General features: G+C 55.7%; 18 protein-coding genes. 1 reads left to right on the forward strand and 17 read right to left on the reverse strand.

The genetic code is table 11. The features are described 5' to 3' along the window. The first annotated feature begins 15 nt into the window (after positions 1-15). Positions 16-756 (forward strand): TrmB family transcriptional regulator, encoded by a 741-nt coding sequence (locus tag H1S06_RS10985; RefSeq protein WP_181740110.1) that lies wholly within the window; start codon positions 16-18, stop codon positions 754-756. 65 nt (positions 757-821) lie between these two features. On the opposite strand, the gene H1S06_RS10990 is transcribed toward H1S06_RS10985, so the two are convergent. From H1S06_RS10990 to H1S06_RS11070, 17 genes are all read right to left on the reverse strand, one after another. After that, positions 822-1,247, reverse strand: coding sequence for a F0F1 ATP synthase subunit epsilon (locus H1S06_RS10990; protein WP_181740112.1), 426 nt, complete (start codon positions 1,245-1,247; stop codon positions 822-824). 33 nt (positions 1,248-1,280) lie between these two features. Further along, entirely contained in the window at positions 1,281-2,678 is a 1,398-nt protein-coding gene (gene atpD, locus H1S06_RS10995) for a F0F1 ATP synthase subunit beta (protein ID WP_181740114.1), read from the reverse strand. A 37-nt stretch (positions 2,679-2,715) separates the two neighbouring features. Beyond that, positions 2,716-3,582 carry a F0F1 ATP synthase subunit gamma gene (atpG, locus tag H1S06_RS11000; protein WP_181740116.1) on the reverse strand — a complete coding sequence of 289 codons (867 nt, stop codon included), beginning with the start codon at positions 3,580-3,582 and terminating at the stop codon, positions 2,716-2,718. A gap of 75 nt (positions 3,583-3,657) precedes the next feature. Beyond that, positions 3,658-5,202, reverse strand: a complete 1,545-nt coding sequence (gene atpA, locus H1S06_RS11005; RefSeq protein WP_181740118.1) for a F0F1 ATP synthase subunit alpha — start codon at positions 5,200-5,202, stop codon at positions 3,658-3,660. A 15-nt stretch (positions 5,203-5,217) separates the two neighbouring features. After that, positions 5,218-5,754 (reverse strand): F0F1 ATP synthase subunit delta, encoded by a 537-nt coding sequence (locus H1S06_RS11010; protein WP_181740120.1) that lies wholly within the window; start codon positions 5,752-5,754, stop codon positions 5,218-5,220. Between the two features lie 12 nt (positions 5,755-5,766). Then, positions 5,767-6,237 carry a F0F1 ATP synthase subunit B gene (locus tag H1S06_RS11015; RefSeq protein WP_181740122.1) on the reverse strand — a complete coding sequence of 157 codons (471 nt, stop codon included), beginning with the start codon at positions 6,235-6,237 and terminating at the stop codon, positions 5,767-5,769. A gap of 71 nt (positions 6,238-6,308) precedes the next feature. Beyond that, positions 6,309-6,530: a F0F1 ATP synthase subunit C gene (gene atpE / locus H1S06_RS11020; protein ID WP_181740124.1), complete on the reverse strand. Its 222-nt coding sequence runs from the start codon at positions 6,528-6,530 to the stop codon at positions 6,309-6,311. 79 nt (positions 6,531-6,609) lie between these two features. After that, positions 6,610-7,428, reverse strand: coding sequence for a F0F1 ATP synthase subunit A (gene atpB, locus H1S06_RS11025; RefSeq protein ID WP_181740126.1), 819 nt, complete (start codon positions 7,426-7,428; stop codon positions 6,610-6,612). 26 nt (positions 7,429-7,454) lie between these two features. Then, complete coding sequence (locus tag H1S06_RS11030; protein ID WP_181740129.1) at positions 7,455-7,877, reverse strand: ATP synthase subunit I; 423 nt, start codon at positions 7,875-7,877, stop codon at positions 7,455-7,457. A 132-nt stretch (positions 7,878-8,009) separates the two neighbouring features. Continuing rightward, positions 8,010-8,903 carry a ParB/RepB/Spo0J family partition protein gene (locus H1S06_RS11035; protein ID WP_181740131.1) on the reverse strand — a complete coding sequence of 298 codons (894 nt, stop codon included), beginning with the start codon at positions 8,901-8,903 and terminating at the stop codon, positions 8,010-8,012. Next, positions 8,904-9,728, reverse strand: coding sequence for a ParA family protein (locus H1S06_RS11040; RefSeq protein WP_181740133.1), 825 nt, complete (start codon positions 9,726-9,728; stop codon positions 8,904-8,906). 2 nt (positions 9,729-9,730) lie between these two features. Then, positions 9,731-10,354: a 16S rRNA (guanine(527)-N(7))-methyltransferase RsmG gene (rsmG, locus tag H1S06_RS11045; protein ID WP_181740135.1), complete on the reverse strand. Its 624-nt coding sequence runs from the start codon at positions 10,352-10,354 to the stop codon at positions 9,731-9,733. Then, the gene (gene mnmG, locus H1S06_RS11050; RefSeq protein WP_181740137.1) at positions 10,354-12,252 is read right to left on the reverse strand and encodes a tRNA uridine-5-carboxymethylaminomethyl(34) synthesis enzyme MnmG; all 1,899 of its coding nucleotides are present in this window, start codon (positions 12,250-12,252) and stop codon (positions 10,354-10,356) included. Before mnmG ends, rsmG begins: the two co-directional genes overlap by 1 nt. An 832-nt stretch (positions 12,253-13,084) precedes the next feature. Continuing rightward, positions 13,085-13,663 (reverse strand): YceI family protein, encoded by a 579-nt coding sequence (locus H1S06_RS11055; protein ID WP_181740139.1) that lies wholly within the window; start codon positions 13,661-13,663, stop codon positions 13,085-13,087. A 1-nt stretch (position 13,664) separates the two neighbouring features. Further along, a complete protein-coding gene (locus tag H1S06_RS11060; RefSeq protein ID WP_181740141.1) occupies positions 13,665-14,234 on the reverse strand; it encodes a cytochrome b in 570 nt (189 codons plus the stop codon). A 129-nt stretch (positions 14,235-14,363) separates the two neighbouring features. Next, the gene (locus tag H1S06_RS11065) at positions 14,364-16,286 is read right to left on the reverse strand and encodes an FUSC family protein (protein WP_181740143.1); all 1,923 of its coding nucleotides are present in this window, start codon (positions 16,284-16,286) and stop codon (positions 14,364-14,366) included. Continuing rightward, the gene (locus tag H1S06_RS11070; protein ID WP_181740145.1) at positions 16,283-16,741 is read right to left on the reverse strand and encodes a MarR family winged helix-turn-helix transcriptional regulator; all 459 of its coding nucleotides are present in this window, start codon (positions 16,739-16,741) and stop codon (positions 16,283-16,285) included. The genes H1S06_RS11065 and H1S06_RS11070 overlap by 4 nt, the downstream gene beginning before the upstream one ends. Positions 16,742-16,815 lie beyond the last annotated feature (74 nt).

Below are 16,815 nucleotides of genomic sequence, written 5' to 3' on the forward strand. Positions count from 1 at the left end.
AAAAAAATTGACAAAATGACTGCAGAAATTTTCAACCTGCTCGGTTTGAGCGAACGCGATATCAGTATATACAAGGCCTTGCTGGCTATTGGACCCAGCTCTATTCGAACCATCGCTGAACGCTCAGGTGTCAATCGCGGCAGCACATATGAGTGTCTCAAAAGCCTGCAGCAGCGTGGAATCGTCACCTATCAGCCCCGTGGCAAGCGCCGTTATTTTTCGGCACGCGAACCGGAAGTACTGCTCCAACTGGCCAATGACCGCCGCGAGCAGATGGAGCAGGCGATGGAGCGACTCAAGAATACGGTTATTCCAGAACTGCATCATCTCAAACCCGACTTCAGCATTGCCAATGTTGAATTCTATGAAGGTGATGCCGGAATTGAGCAGGTGCTGCGCGACATCCTTAATCGCGTGGGCGCACAGGAAAATCCGGTGTATTCGGTATTCTCATCCAAGCCGATACGGCCATTGCTCTACCGCCCCTTTCCCAACTTCACGGCGCAGCGCGTGGCACGCAAGATTCAGGTCAGAGTCATTGCCCTTGGAGAAGGCGGAGAAAGCGCCGATTATTCAGAGCGCAAATGGATACGAACGGAAGGCCCTGTAGATGCCGCCTATATCGCCATCTATCCCCCCCGCTGCGCAATCATTTCTCTGGCGTCCGACAATTATCCGACTGCCGTCGTGATTGACTCCCGCGAAGTGGCAACGGCGCAACAGATCATTTTCAATACGCTTTGGAAGCTGCTCTAACCGCACACGTCAGGCACAAAAAAGGCAGCCCCTAGGCTGCCTTTTTGAACGCTGTCGAAAGCCGGTTATTTACCGAGTTTGCGACGAATCTGCTGCAGGGTACGCAGCTGAGCCGCTGCTTCGGCCAACTGAGCTGCAGCTCGTGAGTATTCAAACTCACCTGCTTTATCCGCCATCGCATGCTGAGCATGCTTCTGGGCTTCAATCGCAGCTGCTTCACTCAGATCACCCGCACGCAAGGCTGTATCAGCAAGCACTGTCACCTTGTTCGGCTGGACTTCGATGAAGCCACCGGAGACGTAAAATACATCTTCCTTACCGCCCTGCTTGCGCAGCTCGACAGGGCCTGGTTTCAGTTCCGTCAGAAGCGGAGCGTGACCCGGGTAGATACCCAGGTCACCCAGGCTACCTGTCACGGAGACAAACTCGATCAGGCCGGAGAACAGCTCTTCTTCGGCGCTTACGATGTCACAATGAACAGTCATAGCCATCTTGATTACCTCTTAAAAGGTTCCGCTCGGAACTTACAGGCCCTTCGCCTTCTCGACAGCCTCATCGATGGAGCCGACCATGTAGAATGCCTGTTCAGGCAGGTCGTCATACTCACCGTTCAGGATGCCGGTGAAACCACGGATGGTTTCTTTCAGCGGTACGTATTTGCCCGGCGCACCGGTAAATACTTCCGCTACGAAGAACGGCTGAGACAGGAAGCGCTGGATCTTACGCGCACGGGATACGGTCTGCTTGTCTTCTTCAGACAACTCGTCCATACCCAGGATCGCGATGATATCCTTCAGTTCCTTGTAGCGCTGCAGTGTCTGCTGTACGCCACGGGCGATCTCGTAGTGTTCCTGACCGATAACCAGCGGATCCAGCTGACGAGAAGTGGAGTCCAGCGGGTCAATCGCCGGATAGATACCCAGCTCCGCGATCTGACGAGACAGTACTACAGTCGCATCAAGGTGGGAGAAGGTGGTCGCCGGAGACGGGTCGGTCAAGTCATCCGCCGGTACGTATACCGCCTGGATGGACGTGATGGAACCGGTTTTGGTAGAAGTGATACGCTCCTGCAGAACGCCCATCTCTTCCGCCAGTGTCGGCTGGTAACCTACCGCAGACGGCATACGACCCAGCAGAGCCGATACTTCGGTACCCGCCAGGGTATAACGGTAGATGTTGTCGACGAACAGCAGTACGTCACGGCCTTCATCACGGAATTTTTCCGCCATGGTCAGACCGGTCAGGGCTACACGCAGACGGTTGCCGGGCGGCTCGTTCATCTGACCGTAGACCATCGCTACCTTGGACTTGTCGAACTGCTCAACGTTTACAACGCCGGCTTCCTGCATCTCGTGGTAGAAGTCGTTACCCTCACGAGTACGCTCACCGACACCCGCGAATACAGACAGACCTGAGTGCTGAGTCGCGATGTTGTTGATCAGCTCCATCATGTTGACGGTTTTACCTACACCGGCACCACCGAACAGGCCAACTTTACCACCCTTGGCAAACGGGCATACCAGGTCGATAACCTTGATACCGGTTTCCAGCAGGTCATTGGAGGATGACTGATCCGCGTAAGACGGTGCCTTACGGTGGATCGGCATGCGCTCTTCTTCACCGATCGGACCACATTCGTCGATCGGGTTACCCAGAACGTCCATAATACGGCCCAGGGTCTGAGTACCTACAGGTACAGAAACCGGTGCGCCAGTATTAGAGACTTCCAGACCACGGCTTACGCCTTCGGTCTGGCCCATTGCAATTGCACGTACGACACCGTCGCCCAGCTGCTGCTGAACTTCCAGTGTCAGGCCGGTTTTACCGACGACCAATGCGTCGTAAACCTTCGGCACGCTGTCACGCGGGAATTCCACGTCAACAACCGCACCGATAATCTGAACAATACGTCCGCTACTCATGTTCGGATCCTCTTAACTTTTGAACCTGTTCACTGCATTAAACAGCAGCAGCACCACCGACGATCTCGGAAATTTCCTGAGTAATCGCCGCCTGACGAGCCTTGTTGTATACCAATTGCAGCTCATCAATCAGGTTGCCGGCGTTATCGGTTGCGTTCTTCATCGCCAGCATACGGGCTGCCTGTTCACAGGCATTGTTCTCAACCACGGCCTGGTAGACCAGCGACTCGATATAGCGCAAAAGCAAGCCATCGAGCAGCTCTTTCGCATCGGGTTCGTACAGATAGTCCCAGCTGTGCTTGAGTGTTTCTGTGTCTTCTTCGCTCGCCGCGATCGGCAGCAGCTGCTGAACAACCGGCTTCTGGGTCATGGTGTTGACAAAGTCACTGGAGACAATGAACAACCTGTCCAGCTTGCCGTCGTCATAGGCATCCAGCATCACCTTGATTGAGCCGAGCAGCTGTTCCAGTTCAGGCGCATCGCCAAGACCGGATTTTGCCGCCACAACGTTACCACCGTAGTTACGGAAGAAGGTGATTGCCTTAGAACCCAGTGCACAGATGTCGATTTCGACATTCTGCTCATGGAATTCCTTCATTTTGCCTACAGCCGCCTTGAACGTATTCACGTTCAGACCGCCACAAAGACCACGGTCGGTCGCGATCACGATGAAACCGACCCGCTTGATCTCGCGCTCATGCATGTACGGATGACGATACTCAGGATTGGCTGTTGCCAAATGCTGGATCACACCGCGGATGCTTTGTGCATACGGACGGGAAGACTGCATGCGGTCCTGAGCCTTGCGCATTTTCGACGCAGCTACCATTTCCATGGCGCTGGTGATTTTGCGTGTGCTGCCGATACTCGCAATCTGTGTCTTGATCTCTTTTCCGACTGCCATTAGTTCCGCCTATTAAACTTGACTCAGTATTGGACCGGCCGATACCGCTGGCCGGTCACCCGCTCGAATGAGCTATTACCAAGTTTGGGTAGACTTGAACTTCTCGATGCCAGCCTTGAACTGAGCCGCGATTTCGTCGTTGTAATCGCCTTTCTCGTTCACTTTCGCCATCAAGTCAGCATGTTCGCTGTTGAAGTAGGCGACCAGGGCTGCTTCGAATGCACCGATCTTGTCCAGCTCGACACCTTTCAGGAAGCCTTCGTTGGCAGCGTACAGGCTCAAACCCATCTCGGCGACGGACATCGGAGAGTACTGTTTCTGCTTCATCAGCTCGGTCACGGCCTGACCGTGCTCCAGCTGGTTACGAGTCGCATCATCCAGGTCGGAAGCAAACTGCGCGAACGCAGCCAGTTCACGGTACTGAGCCAGAGCCAGACGTACACCACCACCCAACTTCTTGATGATCTTGGTCTGAGCTGAACCACCGACTCGGGATACGGACAGACCTGCGTTGATCGCAGGACGTACACCGGAGTTGAACAGGCTGGCTTCCAGGAAGATCTGTCCGTCGGTAATGGAGATCACGTTGGTCGGTACGAACGCGGATACGTCGCCACCCTGAGTCTCGATCACCGGCAGTGCGGTCAGGGAGCCGGTCTGGCCCTTGACTTCACCTTTGGTGAACTGCTCAACGTAGTCGGCGTTAACGCGCGCAGCACGTTCCAGCAGACGGGAGTGCAAGTAGAACACGTCACCCGGGTATGCTTCACGGCCCGGCGGACGGCGCAGCAACAGGGAGATCTGACGGTAGGCCCAAGCTTGTTTGGTCAGGTCATCATAGATGATCAGGGCATCTTCACCGCGGTCACGGAAGTATTCGCCCATGGCACAACCGGCGTACGGCGCCAGGTACTGCATGGCGGCCGGATCGGCTGCGCCGGCAGCGACCACGATGGTGTGATCCATCGCACCGTGCTCTTCCAGCTTGCGTACCACGTTGGCGATGGTGGACTGTTTCTGTCCGATCGCAACGTAGATACATTTGATGCCGGTACCTTTCTGGTTGATGATCGCATCTACCGCGATTGCGGTTTTACCGATCTGACGGTCACCGATGATCAGCTCACGCTGGCCACGGCCTACCGGTACCATCGCGTCAATCGCTTTCAGACCGGTCTGGACCGGCTGATCAACGGACTGACGTGCGATAACGCCCGGCGCAACCTTTTCAACGGCGTCGGTCAGTTTCGCTTCGATCGGGCCTTTGCCGTCAATCGGGTTACCCAGTGCGTCAACGACGCGACCGAGCAGCTCCGGACCAACCGGCACTTCCAGGATACGACCAGTACAACGGGCAGTCATGCCCTCTACCAGACTCTGGTATTCGCCCAGTACTACGGCACCTACAGAGTCACGCTCCAGGTTCAGCGCCATACCGTAGACGCCGCCCGGGAATTCAATCATCTCGCCGTACATGACGTCGGCAAGACCGTGGATCAGGATAATACCATCGGAAACGCTGACGATGGTGCCCTCGTTACGGGCTTCAGAAGACACGTCGAGTTTTTCGATGCGCTTCTTGAGAATCTCGCTGATCTCAGAAGGATTCAGTTGCTGCATTGTTATTCCTCACACTCAGGAATTCATCGCTTCGGCCAGTTTCGCCAGACGCGCACGAACGGAACCATCGATCACAAGGTCGTCAGAACGAACCACCACACCCCCAATGATGGACTTGTCCACCTGGGAGGTCAGTTTCACTTCGCGACCCAGCTTGTTGCTGAGAGCTTTCGCCAGCTTGTCCTGCTGCGCCTTACCCAGAGCAAACGCGGTTGTCAGGTCAACATCGACCGTCTTCTCGAAGTTTGCTTTCAGGATATCGAACTGCGCAGCAATTTCCGGCAACAGAGCCAGGCGGCGGTTTTCAGCAAGCAGGCTAATGAAGTTTTTGCCTGCTGCGTCGGCCTGCTTTTCGCACACCGCGATAACCAGTCCCGCTTTCTGTTCTGCCGTCAGTGCCGGGTTGCTCAGCACGCGATCCATCTCGCCGTCCTGAGCCGCCAAAGCGGCCAGGGACAGCAGGCTGGACCATTGATCGAGGGTACCCTGCTCGCGCGCATATTCGAATGCGGCGTTGGTGTAGGGCCGGGCGACTGTATTGAGTTCAGCCATCGTAAACCTCGTTTAAAGCTCAGCGGCCAGTTTCTCAACCAGCTTAGCGTGGGCTTTCTCGTCGATAGAGGCTTCCAGGATTTTTTCCGCACCGGCAATTGCCAGCGCACCCACCTGTGCACGCAGAGCGTCCTTCGCACGGTTGAGTTCCTGTTCCACCTCGGCCTCGGCAGACGCCTTCACGCGATCGGCTTCCTCGCGTGCCTGCTCCTTGGCTTCCTCGATGATCTTGGTAGCCCGTTTGTTGGCCTGCTCAATGATGGCGGCTGCCTCTTCCTTGCTGGCACGCATGTCGTTAGCGGCTTTTTCCTGAGCCAGCTTCAGATCACGTTCAGCACGGTCGGCCGCATCAAGCCCTTCGGCAATCTTCTTCTTACGTTCTGCCAGCGCACCGGTAATCGGCGGCCAGACGTATTTCATACAAAATACAACGAAAATGAAGAATGCAATGGCCTGACCAATGATGGTGAGATTGATATTCACGCCATTACCCCTCGCAGTTGAATAGTCTCGTGAGACCCGAAAGAGGTCTCAACTTTGGTTTTAAACCGGAATCAACCTGCGAACAGAATGTACAGTGCCATACCAACGCCGATCATCGGCACCGCATCGACCAGACCTACCACGATGAAGAACTGGCTACGCAGAACCGGAACCAGTTCCGGCTGACGAGCAGCACCTTCCAGGAATTTACCGCCCAGCAGGCTCACGCCCAGAGCACCTGCCAGCGCGGACAGACCCAGCAGCAGAGCAACAGCGATATAAGTGATCTCCATTTTATTTCTCCAGAGTTTTCAAGGTTTCAGTTAAGTTAAATTTTCAAGTTAAATCGGTTTTTGCCCGGTGACGTGCACCTTAATGCTCATCGTGTGCCATAGCCAGATAGACGATGGTCAGCACCATGAAAATGAACGCCTGCAGCGTGATAACCAGGATGTGGAAAATCGCCCAGGGAACAGACAATACCCACTGAGCCCAGAACGGCAGCAGTGCAATCAGGATGAAGATGATTTCACCCGCATACATGTTCCCGAAGAGTCGCAGACCCAGAGAGATCGGTTTTGCCAGCAGGTTAACCACTTCCAGGAACAGGTTGAACGGGATGAAGTATTTGCCCAGCGGCTGCAGCGACAGTTCAGCGGCAAAACCGGACACACCCTTGACCTTGATGCTGTAAAAGATGATCAGGAAGAAGACGGAAATACTCATGCCCATGGTGGCATTGATGTCGGTCGTCGGTACGATTTTCCAGTACGGAATGCCCATCTCGCCGGCAATGTACGGAATGAAATCAACCGGGATCAGCTTCAGCGAGTTCATCAGGAAGATCCAGACGAATACGGTCAGAGCCAGAGGCGCAATTACCGGGTTCTTGTGATGGAAGATGCTCTTGACGTTGCTGTCGACAAATTCGATCACGGATTCGATAAAGTTTTGCAGGTTGCCCGGCACATCACTGGTAACCGAGTCGGCAACCTTGCGGAACAGCCAGATGAATACCATACCCATCAGGATGGAAAAGAACATGGTATCGACGTTGATCGCCCAGAATCCCATCTCCGCCGCTTTTTCGCCGCCAGCAAATGTCCAGCCCTCAGTGGGGTGGTTGCCGAAGGTGAGATTGCTCAGGTGATGCGATATATACTCTGAGGATGTAGGGTTTTCGCTTGCCATTCTCAGCTTCTCTCATTCAAAGTTTTTCAGGAACCGGTGTTGAACAACCTCAAGTGCAGCATCCAGCCGGATAGTTGCAGCAGTATGAAGGTGCCAAATAGGGAAAATGGGCTCAAAGGCTGAACCAGCATAAAGGTGGAACTGAACAGCGCCACCACCAGCATCATTTTCCCTATTTCGCTCGCATACATGCTTACCAGCACGCCGCGCGCGCCGATCGCCTGCCGATTGCCAAGGGTACGCCAGGTGAAGTACAGGTTGGGCAGCAGATAGATCACGCCCCCCAGAAGTGCCGAATAGGCCTCTACGACACCCATCAGCAAACAGGCCGCAGATACCAGAAGTACCAACACGGCCTGCATGAGTAGAATGCGCATGAATGCCCGGAAACTGCGTCGAACATGACGACTGACCGCAGCCGGCGCCTGTTCTGCTTCACTCTTACTCAACTTTGATCCTGCCACCAGCCTGAACAGTGCCCAAATAGCGGGCCGATTATAGGCATTCCCCCTCACATTCTCAACTCAATCCCGACAGTTTTGCACTAAGGTCTTAACTTCGTACCTGTCGGCTGCTTCGGGTCAAGAAATGCGCTGCAGAATCGCCTCGAGTTCGTCCTGTGATTTGAAGTCGATGGAGATTTTGCCCTTGCCACTGGCACCGCGACGGATGCTAACCCCCGTGGACAGGCGCTGTGCCAAAGAACCCGCCCACTGATCCAGCTCGGCATCCGGCAGCGCTTCCGCTTTGGACGGATTTTCCTCCACCCCCTGGTAACGCTTGACCAGCTGCTCGGTTTGTCGAACAGAAAGTTCCCGTGACACAACCTCGTCGGCCGCCTTGATCTGCACCAGCCCCTGCAGGGCCAGCAAGGCACGTGCATGGCCCATTTCCAGGTCGCCATGTTCCAGCAGGGTACGCACTTCCGGTGTCAAATTCATCAAGCGCATCAGGTTGGCAATGGTCGAACGTGACTTGCCGATGGCGTCCGCCACCTGCTGCTGAGTCAGCTCGAATTCGCTCTGAAGACGCTGCAGCGCAATGGCTTCTTCAATCGGGTTCAGGTTTTCCCGCTGAATGTTTTCGATCAGCGCCATCGCGATCACCGCCTCGTCCGGCACATCTCGAATGATGGCAGGTACGGTACTCAGGCCCGCCATCTGGCTGGCTCGCCAGCGCCGCTCACCGGCAATGATTTCATACCGGCCACCGGCCAGCGGACGCACCACTATCGGCTGCATGACCCCCTGGCTACGGATGGAACTGGCCAGTTCTTCCAGCGCGTCAGGGTTCAAGTCCCGGCGCGGCTGATAACGCCCAGGTTCGACCAGGCCGATTTCCAGCTCGCGCAGATGGTCACGGTCATCAATGGCCGGGGCCGGTGCAGTCGTGTTTGCTTCCTGCCCGTGGCTGCTTGTGACATCCGACAACAACGCATCCAGACCTCGTCCCAGTCCGCGTTTTTTCGCTACCATTTACTCTGTTTCCTGTTCCGTCAGCGCTGCTGTTTCAGGGGTCGGTCGGGCCTGTCGCTCCCGCTCAGTGCGCCGAATCAGCTCCCCTGCCAGGGCCAAATAGGCCTGGGCACCACGTGAATTTTTATCGTATTGCAAGGCCGGCAAACCATGGCTGGGCGCCTCTGCCAAACGCACATTGCGCGGGATAACCGTGCGATAGACCTTGTCGCCAAAATATTCCACCAGGTGAGTCGAAACGTCCTTGGTCAGACTCATGCGCGGATCAAACATGGTCCGCAATATCCCTTCGATTTGCAGTGCCGAATTCAGACGCTGGTTGATCTTGTTGATGGTCCCGATCAACGCACTGATCCCTTCCAGAGCGTAATACTCACACTGCATGGGGATGATGACCCCTGCCGAGGCGGTCAACGCATTGACGGTCAGCAGGTTCAATGACGGCGGGTTGTCGATCAGGACGTAGTCATACTCCTCAAGCACCGGCTGCAGGGCCGTCTGCAAACGGAACTCGCGACGCGGCAGCTGCAGCAGCTCAACCTCGGCAGCGGTAAGATCGGCATTGGAACCGATCAGGTGGTAGCCGCTTTTCAGCCCCTTGATGATGGTTTCCCTGGCATCGGCCTGACCCGTCAACAGCTCGTAGGCAGAGCATTCCAGTTGATGTTTGTCGATGCCGCTGCCCATCGTGGCGTTCCCCTGGGGATCCAGGTCAATCATCAGCACCCGTTTATGTGTCGCCGCCAGTGACGCCGCCAGATTGACGCAGGTGGTTGTCTTGCCCACGCCGCCCTTCTGGTTGGTGATCGTGATGATTTTGGCCACGCCTATGCTCTCCCTAGAATCAGCAGGTGCCGCTCGCCCTCGGTATCCGGTACTTGCAGCCGGTGACTCTCTCGCAATACAAAACCTGCCGGTATCTGTTCAATCTCGGCCTCAGGATACAGCCCTTTCATGGCAAGAAAAACACCTTGCTCGCCAGCCAGGTGACCACTCAATTCCAGCATGTCGGCAATGGAGGCAAAGGCCCTGGAAATCACCTGGTCGAAAGGCTCTGCCACCACCGCTTCAACCCGGCCATTGATAACGGTCAGGTTGTCCAGCCCCAGCTCAGCCTTGACCTGTACCTGAAAGCGGGTCTTCTTGCCGTTACTGTCCAGCGTTGTGACCTCCAGATCGGGACGGCAAATGGCCAGTGGAATACCCGGCAAGCCGGGGCCGCTTCCTACATCCAGCAAGCGTCCGCTACCGATCCAGGGCAGCACGCTGAGGCTGTCGATCAGATGACGGGAAATCATCTGGGCCGGATCGCGCACAGCGGTCAGGTTGTACGCCCGATTCCACTTCACCAGCATCTGATGATACGCCAGCAGTTGCTCGATTTTGCTGTCATCCAGTTCGATGTTCAGCGGTTTCAAATAGCGCTGCAGCAGGTCACGATAGTCGGACATTATTCAGTCTCCTGCCTGCTGACATTGTGATTCAGCTGTCGTTTCTTCAGATACACCAGCAACAGCGAAATTGCAGCGGGAGTCATACCCTGAATGCGTGATGCCTGTGCCAGGGTTTCCGGGCGTTGCTGATCCAGTTTCAGCTTAAGCTCGTTGGAAAGTCCGCTGACCTGACTGTAATCAAAATCGTCGGGTAAGCGCGTGTTTTCCTGACGACGTACCTGCTCGATTTCAGCTTTTTGGCGCTCGATGTAGCCCGAATACTTGAGCTGGATTTCGACCTGTTCGGCCGCCTGAGAGTCCTCTGCCGGAAAGCCCTTGAGCCCCGCCACATCCCGGTATCCCAGTTCGGGCCGCTTGATCAGATCGGCCAGGTTGTATTCCCGGTTCAGTTCCGTTTTCAGTTTGCCGTTCAGCTGTTCGGACTCCGCCGTACCCGGGTGGATCCAGGTATTTTTCAGGCGCTGCAGTTCCTGCTCCATTGCCTCACGTTTGGCTTCAAAACGGGCCCAGCGCTGATCTCCCACCAACCCCAGGGCTCGACCCTTCTCGGTCAGGCGCAGGTCGGCATTGTCTTCGCGCAGAATCAGTCGGTATTCGGCTCGACTGGTAAACATGCGGTAGGGCTCGGAGGTGCCCAGTGTGATCAGGTCATCCACCATGACCCCCATGTAGGCTTCATCACGATGCGGATACCAGGCTTCGCGATCAAGTGCGCGGGCAGCTGCATTGTAGCCGGCCAGTAACCCTTGAGCTCCGGCCTCTTCATAGCCGGTGGTTCCGTTGATCTGTCCGGCGAAATAGAGCCCTTGAATATGGCGTGTTTCCAGCGTGTGCCGCAGATCCTGTGGGTTGAAGAAATCGTACTCGATGGCATAACCGGGGCGAGTGATATGAGCCTGTTCAAAACCGCGAATCGAACGTACCAATTCCATCTGTACATCAAACGGCAAACTGGTCGAGATACCGTTCGGGTACAGTTCATGAGTAGTCAACCCTTCCGGCTCGACAAATACTTGATGCTGGTCCTTATCGGCAAAACGGTTGATCTTGTCTTCAATCGAGGGGCAATACCGAGGTCCTATGCCTTCGATCACGCCCGTGTACATCGGTGACCGGTCCAGTCCGCCCCGAATAATCTCATGCGTGCGGGCATTGGTGTGCGTAATGAAGCAGTTTACCTGGCGGGGATGTTCATCAGCCTGGCCCATGAATGACATGACAGGAATCGGTGTGTCACCCGGCTGAGGCTGCATCACTGAAAAATCAACACTGCGAGCATCGATGCGAGGCGGTGTCCCGGTTTTAAGACGATCAACCCGTAAAGGCAGTTCGCGTAATCGCTGAGCCAGACGAATCGAGGGCGGATCTCCGGCACGACCACCGGTATGGTGATCAAGCCCGACATGAATGACACCACCAAGGAAAGTCCCGGCGGTCAATACGACCGAGTGGGCATGAAAACGGATACCGGTCTGGGTGACAACGCCCTTGACCTTGTCACCTTCCATAATCAGGTCGTCAGCGGCCTGCTGGAAGATCTGCAGATTCGGCTGATTTTCCAGTATCGAGCGAATGGCAGCTTTGTACAGTATGCGGTCAGCCTGGGCACGGGTGGCTCTGACTGCCGGTCCCTTACGAGCGTTGAGCACCCGAAACTGGATACCACCGCGATCAGTTGCACGCGCCATGGCTCCATCGAGAGCATCGATCTCCTTGACCAAATGGCTTTTCCCTATTCCTCCGATGGCCGGGTTACATGACATCTGTCCGAGTGTCTCGATGTTATGGGTCAGAAGCAGTGTTTTGGCACCGATGCGGGCGGCTGCCAAAGCCGCTTCGGTGCCGGCATGTCCGCCACCAATTACGATCACATCAAAGCGGTCAGGATAGTCCACTGAAGGCCTCATATCTTGCAAGTTAGAGCTGGCCGTAAGTGGCCGGAGAAAAGGAGGACAAGTATAGCGCTCCATGAAGCGTTAAGAAACGCGCAAAATTTGGTCAATCATGTCCCCTTGTTGTTCAACCTTTAAGTAGGGGTCATATAGGTAAAGAAAATATATATATATAAAAGAAGATTGTTATTGTTCTTATATATGGGCAGCCCCTTTTTCCTGAATATCCCCATTTTACCCTTTAACTTCAGCACGTTACGGATCATGAAACCCTGTTGTCCATTACCCGGTTGGCTGGTGGCGGCTTGAGGACAGCATGTGTGCAAAGTGGCCAGTTATACATACGCTAGAGTTATCCAACGACCAGGCACAGTTATTCACCGGTCAGGATCACAGCTACTCACCAGCCCTGTGTGAATAGTTTTGAACAAGCATACAATTGTTCAGTTGCTATGGATAAGGAGAGGATATCCTTTGTGTAACTGGAATGTGGATAAAAATGATCCCGGAAATCTGTGACTCTGCCTGTGTGCAACTCTGTTAATGAACTGTATAACCTGCGGCTTGTTTCTCCATCGCAATTGTGGATAATAAATTTTTAATACTGCAGATATCCCAATAAGTTCATTTAAATCAAAGAGTTGCTTTATATTTATTTGTTTATAAGTTTGTGGGTTTCAGGATGGGAGTAAGGCCGCTTTTCAAGCCCCTGAAATAGCTGTCTATATTTTAACCACTTTAAGGCTGAGTTGAATGACTTGTGGGTAAGTCGGTATGGGGTCTGTCGAGATTGCTGTGAATAAATCGCGGCCGACGGACGCGGCCGCGGACAGGCTTACTGGCGAATGCCTTCAATACTGAGAATCAGAGTGACCTCTTCAGCAGTGGGGCCCAACTGAGCCTTGATGCCGAAGTCGGCCAGCTTGAGGGTCGTGGTACCTTCAAATCCGGCACGGTAACCGCCCCAGGGGTCTTTTCCTTCGCCTATTGGTGCAGCATCAATGACGATTTCACGGGTGACGCCGTGCAAGGTCAGGTTACCGGTAACGGCCAAACGGTCAGCATCCACCTGCTTGACGGATGTTGAGGTAAATTCGGCACTCGGGAAGGAGTCCACAGCCAGGAAATCCTTGCCACGCAAGTGCTTGTCTCGCTCGGCGTGGTTGCTGTCCACACTTGACGGGTCGATGGTAACGCTGATTTGACTGGCTTCCGGCTGCTCGGCATCCCAGCTGAAGCTACCTTTGAAGTCCTTGAACGTACCGTAGAGCCAGCTGTAACCCAGGTGACTGATTTTGAAGTTGATAAAGGCATGCTGGCCCGGGATATCGATTGCATAGTCTGCGGCCTGGGCCGACAGGCTGCTCAGGCTAACGGCAGTGCCCAACAGCAGGCTGCCCAATACTTTTTTCATCTTACGTTTCCTTATGTGTAGAGGTTTCGGGTTTAAGCATACGCACCAGAGTGGTGTCACGATCCAGAACATGGTGTTTGAGTGCGCCGAGCGCATGAAGTGCCGCAAGTCCCAGAATACTGATGGCCGACCAGTAATGAAGAGTGCCCGCGAGATCGGCCTGATTGTCGAGACCGCTGACCAGGGCGGGTACCTGGAACCAGCCAAACAGACTGATACCGTCACCCTTGGCGGTTGAAATCATGTAGCCGCTGATCAACGTCAGCAGCAGCAGCAGGTAGAGCAGTCCGTGTGTCAGTGTTGCCAGTCGGCGTTCCCAGCGGGCATGTCCAGCGGGGGCTTCAGGCGTCGGCTGTTGCAGGCGCCAGTACAAACGGAACAGCAATATAGGTACCAGCAGCAGGCCGACACTCTTGTGCCAGAAAGGTGCTTGCTGATACCAGGGGCTGTAATAGTTCAGTTCTACCATCCACAGGCCCAGGGCTATCAGCGCGAATATGGCCAGTGCCATGACCCAGTGCAGCACGATGCTCACCAGGCCATAGGCGGCCGTGCTGTTTTTCATCTGCATTGTCTATCCTCCCTACAGTCAGGCCATGATTGTGGCACCGACTGAAGCAGGGATACATGCCAAGGATTGGTGGATACAGATCAGATATGTTGATCGATGGGGCTGTCCCGCCGAAACGGGACCTGTGCATCAGTTGCGAGGGGAGCGAGAGGTTTTGAACCAGGGGCGGTGTGCGAGCAAGAGTTCAGCCGTGCGTGACAGGGGCTGTATATCTGAACGTGCATTGCGAGCCAGCAGGTGGGCGCAGCGCCTGAGGCCGAGACCGGCCTGCTCCGGTGCCTGCTCCAGGCGGCTTAAGCGTTTCAGGGCCTGCTGGACCATAGCCTGCTCCCGAACACTGAGATCGTCCCTGTTCTGCAGGCGGTGCAGCAGAAAAATGCTTTGACCTGTATCGAGCACGGCCAGGCATCCTGAAGTGGCCGAGCCGGTATCGGCGTTGTTGCGTTGATACAGACGCAACAGGTGCAGCACGCGATGGTTCAGACGCGCCTGCCAGACCGAATGGCGTGACAGGGCATCGGGAGAGGCTGCCAGCGATTGCAGTTCATGCAGCATCATCTGAACCAGAACGCGGCTGCGTTGACGCAGGTTGGTGGGAAACACATAGCGGAAGGCGATCATGGCAATCAGTGGTGCGGCGATCACCGCGAGTGCCATGGACAATGAGTGGGAAAAGCTCTCGCTACCGGCCTGTGTCGGATGGAGCAACAGCAGCATGATCATGTTGAAGTCCATGGCACCGGCCTGGCTGCGTGGATGGGCCATGGGCAGGGCTCCGAGCATGACCAGCGGTAGCATGCTGACCAGTTGGAACAGACTGCTTTCGCCCAGTGGCCAGATCAGCCATTCACACCCGAGGGCCACCAAGGCCCCGCACGCCTGGCCGATAAAAATGAAGCGCATCAGCCGGGCGGGATTGTCGGTAGTTGAAAACAGGGTAATCATGACTGAAGCACCCAGCAGCAGGTAAGGACCTGCAGGCCAGTCGGTCAGCCACCAAAGACTGCCGAGCAGCAGGATCAGAGCGCTGGCTCTCAACATGGCTTGGCGGGCTCCGACCCAGTCGCGGTGTAGAATAACCGGAGGCTGTCGGGCCGGCCGCGATGGTGGCTCGTCTGTATCGGGTTGCAGCAGAGAGGCCAGGCGAGCCAGTAACGTTTGCACGATGGCGGGTGCGCTCTGGCACTGTTGGCGGGCGTCGTGAAGACAGAGGCGTTGGCGCTCGGGATCGATTGCAGTGGCCAGACTGTCGGCCAATTGCTGTAGGGCCGTAATGCCTGCTGCCGTTAGTGTGGGTCGGTTCGGCTCGGATCTGAGCCAGAGCAACAGTTCGACCTGTGCGTTGAGGAGCCGCCGAGCCGAACGCAGATGGCGCTGAGCGCTGATGGAGCCGGCGGATTGGGCCTGTAACTGTTCCTCCAGCACGGCCATTTTCTCCAGCCAGCCTTGTATGGCCGGAGTATGGGGTGAGCGGGGCTGTAGTTGTCCGGCGAGCAGGTGCAGCAGCCGGGCACTCAGGAGATAGAGTTGCCGGGTGGTTGCATTGGGGCGGCTGGCTGGTGCCAGCAGTAGACCGACAAGCAGTGCCATACTGACACCGACCAGAACGGTCAACAGGCGGTCCAGTCCGAAGCTCAGGATGGAGTCCGGAGCATCGGTGCTTAACAGCGCAACCATGGCGGCGGAATAGCCCGCCAGCAGGGTGCCGTAAGCGGCCAGGCCATGAATCAGATTACCGGCACCGGCACAGAGGCTGACCCAAAAGGCCAGTCCCAGCACCAGAAGCGGAATGCTGCCGTCGGCGATGACAACCAGAGCGACGCCAAAACCGGTGCCGATAAGTGTCCCCAGGCCGCGAAACAGACTTTTCTCGATCAACATGCCGCGCACGGGTTGCGAGGCCGCCCATACGGTCATGGCGGACCATTGCGGATGCTCCAGTCCTGAGGCCCAGGCCACAACGAGGGCCAGCCCGGCTGCAACAGCGGTCCGTATGGCGAATTCGAGGCGTTGACGGTCGAAGCCGAGTGTGAGCAGAAGCCGGTTATTCACTGGGCGGCCTCGTCTGACAGACTTTGCAGCCGTTTGCGGATGCGGCTCAGGACGCGGGTGGTTTGCTCTATTTCGGCGTCGCTGACCGCCTCCAGCATACGGGCTTCAATGCCGTCGAGAATGCCCCGAATACGCATTGCTTCCTGATGCCCGGACGGTGTCAGCAGAACATAGCGACGGCGACGGTCATTCAGATCGGGTTTACGCTCGACAAAGCCGCGTACCACCAGAGTGTCCAGCAGACGGACCAGGCTGGAGCCGTCAATGCCGGCGCGTGCGGCCAGTTCCTTTTGGGTGCAGCCATCACCCCCTTCCAGCAGATGGATCAGAGGAGACCAGCTGATATCGGTGACGCCTTCCTGGGCCAATAACTGGTCCAGCGTTCGGCGCCAGAGGCGGGCCAACAGTGTAAAGCGGATGCCGAATTTTTGTTGACTGGGAGCGGGTGCCGGCACAGTAAATCCTATTCAATTAATTTGAATTCAAACAATATGTCAGTCTATCACCCAAGATATATTTTATCCACAGA

Origin of the sequence: Marinobacterium marinum, assembly GCF_013868415.1 — a bacterium.
Lineage (GTDB): Bacteria > Pseudomonadota > Gammaproteobacteria > Pseudomonadales > Balneatricaceae > Marinobacterium > Marinobacterium marinum.

Excerpts from the sequence above, each read along its gene's own strand:
- atpE (WP_181740124.1), bottom strand. The coding sequence starts at position 6,530 with ATGGAGATCACTTATATCGCTGTTGCTCTGCTGCTGGGTCTGTCCGCG.
- H1S06_RS11010 (WP_181740120.1), bottom strand. The coding sequence starts at position 5,754 with ATGGCTGAACTCAATACAGTCGCCCGGCCCTACACCAACGCCGCATTC.
- atpG (WP_181740116.1), bottom strand. The coding sequence starts at position 3,582 with ATGGCAGTCGGAAAAGAGATCAAGACACAGATTGCGAGTATCGGCAGC.
- rsmG (WP_181740135.1), bottom strand. The coding sequence starts at position 10,354 with ATGTCCGACTATCGTGACCTGCTGCAGCGCTATTTGAAACCGCTGAAC.
- H1S06_RS11060 (WP_181740141.1), bottom strand. The coding sequence starts at position 14,234 with ATGCAGATGAAAAACAGCACGGCCGCCTATGGCCTGGTGAGCATCGTG.
- H1S06_RS11055 (WP_181740139.1), bottom strand. The coding sequence starts at position 13,663 with ATGAAAAAAGTATTGGGCAGCCTGCTGTTGGGCACTGCCGTTAGCCTG.
- atpB (WP_181740126.1), bottom strand. The coding sequence starts at position 7,428 with ATGGCAAGCGAAAACCCTACATCCTCAGAGTATATATCGCATCACCTG.
- H1S06_RS10985 (WP_181740110.1), top strand. The coding sequence starts at position 16 with ATGACTGCAGAAATTTTCAACCTGCTCGGTTTGAGCGAACGCGATATC.
- atpD (WP_181740114.1), bottom strand. The coding sequence starts at position 2,678 with ATGAGTAGCGGACGTATTGTTCAGATTATCGGTGCGGTTGTTGACGTG.
- H1S06_RS11035 (WP_181740131.1), bottom strand. The coding sequence starts at position 8,903 with ATGGTAGCGAAAAAACGCGGACTGGGACGAGGTCTGGATGCGTTGTTG.
- atpA (WP_181740118.1), bottom strand. The coding sequence starts at position 5,202 with ATGCAGCAACTGAATCCTTCTGAGATCAGCGAGATTCTCAAGAAGCGC.
- H1S06_RS10990 (WP_181740112.1), bottom strand. The coding sequence starts at position 1,247 with ATGGCTATGACTGTTCATTGTGACATCGTAAGCGCCGAAGAAGAGCTG.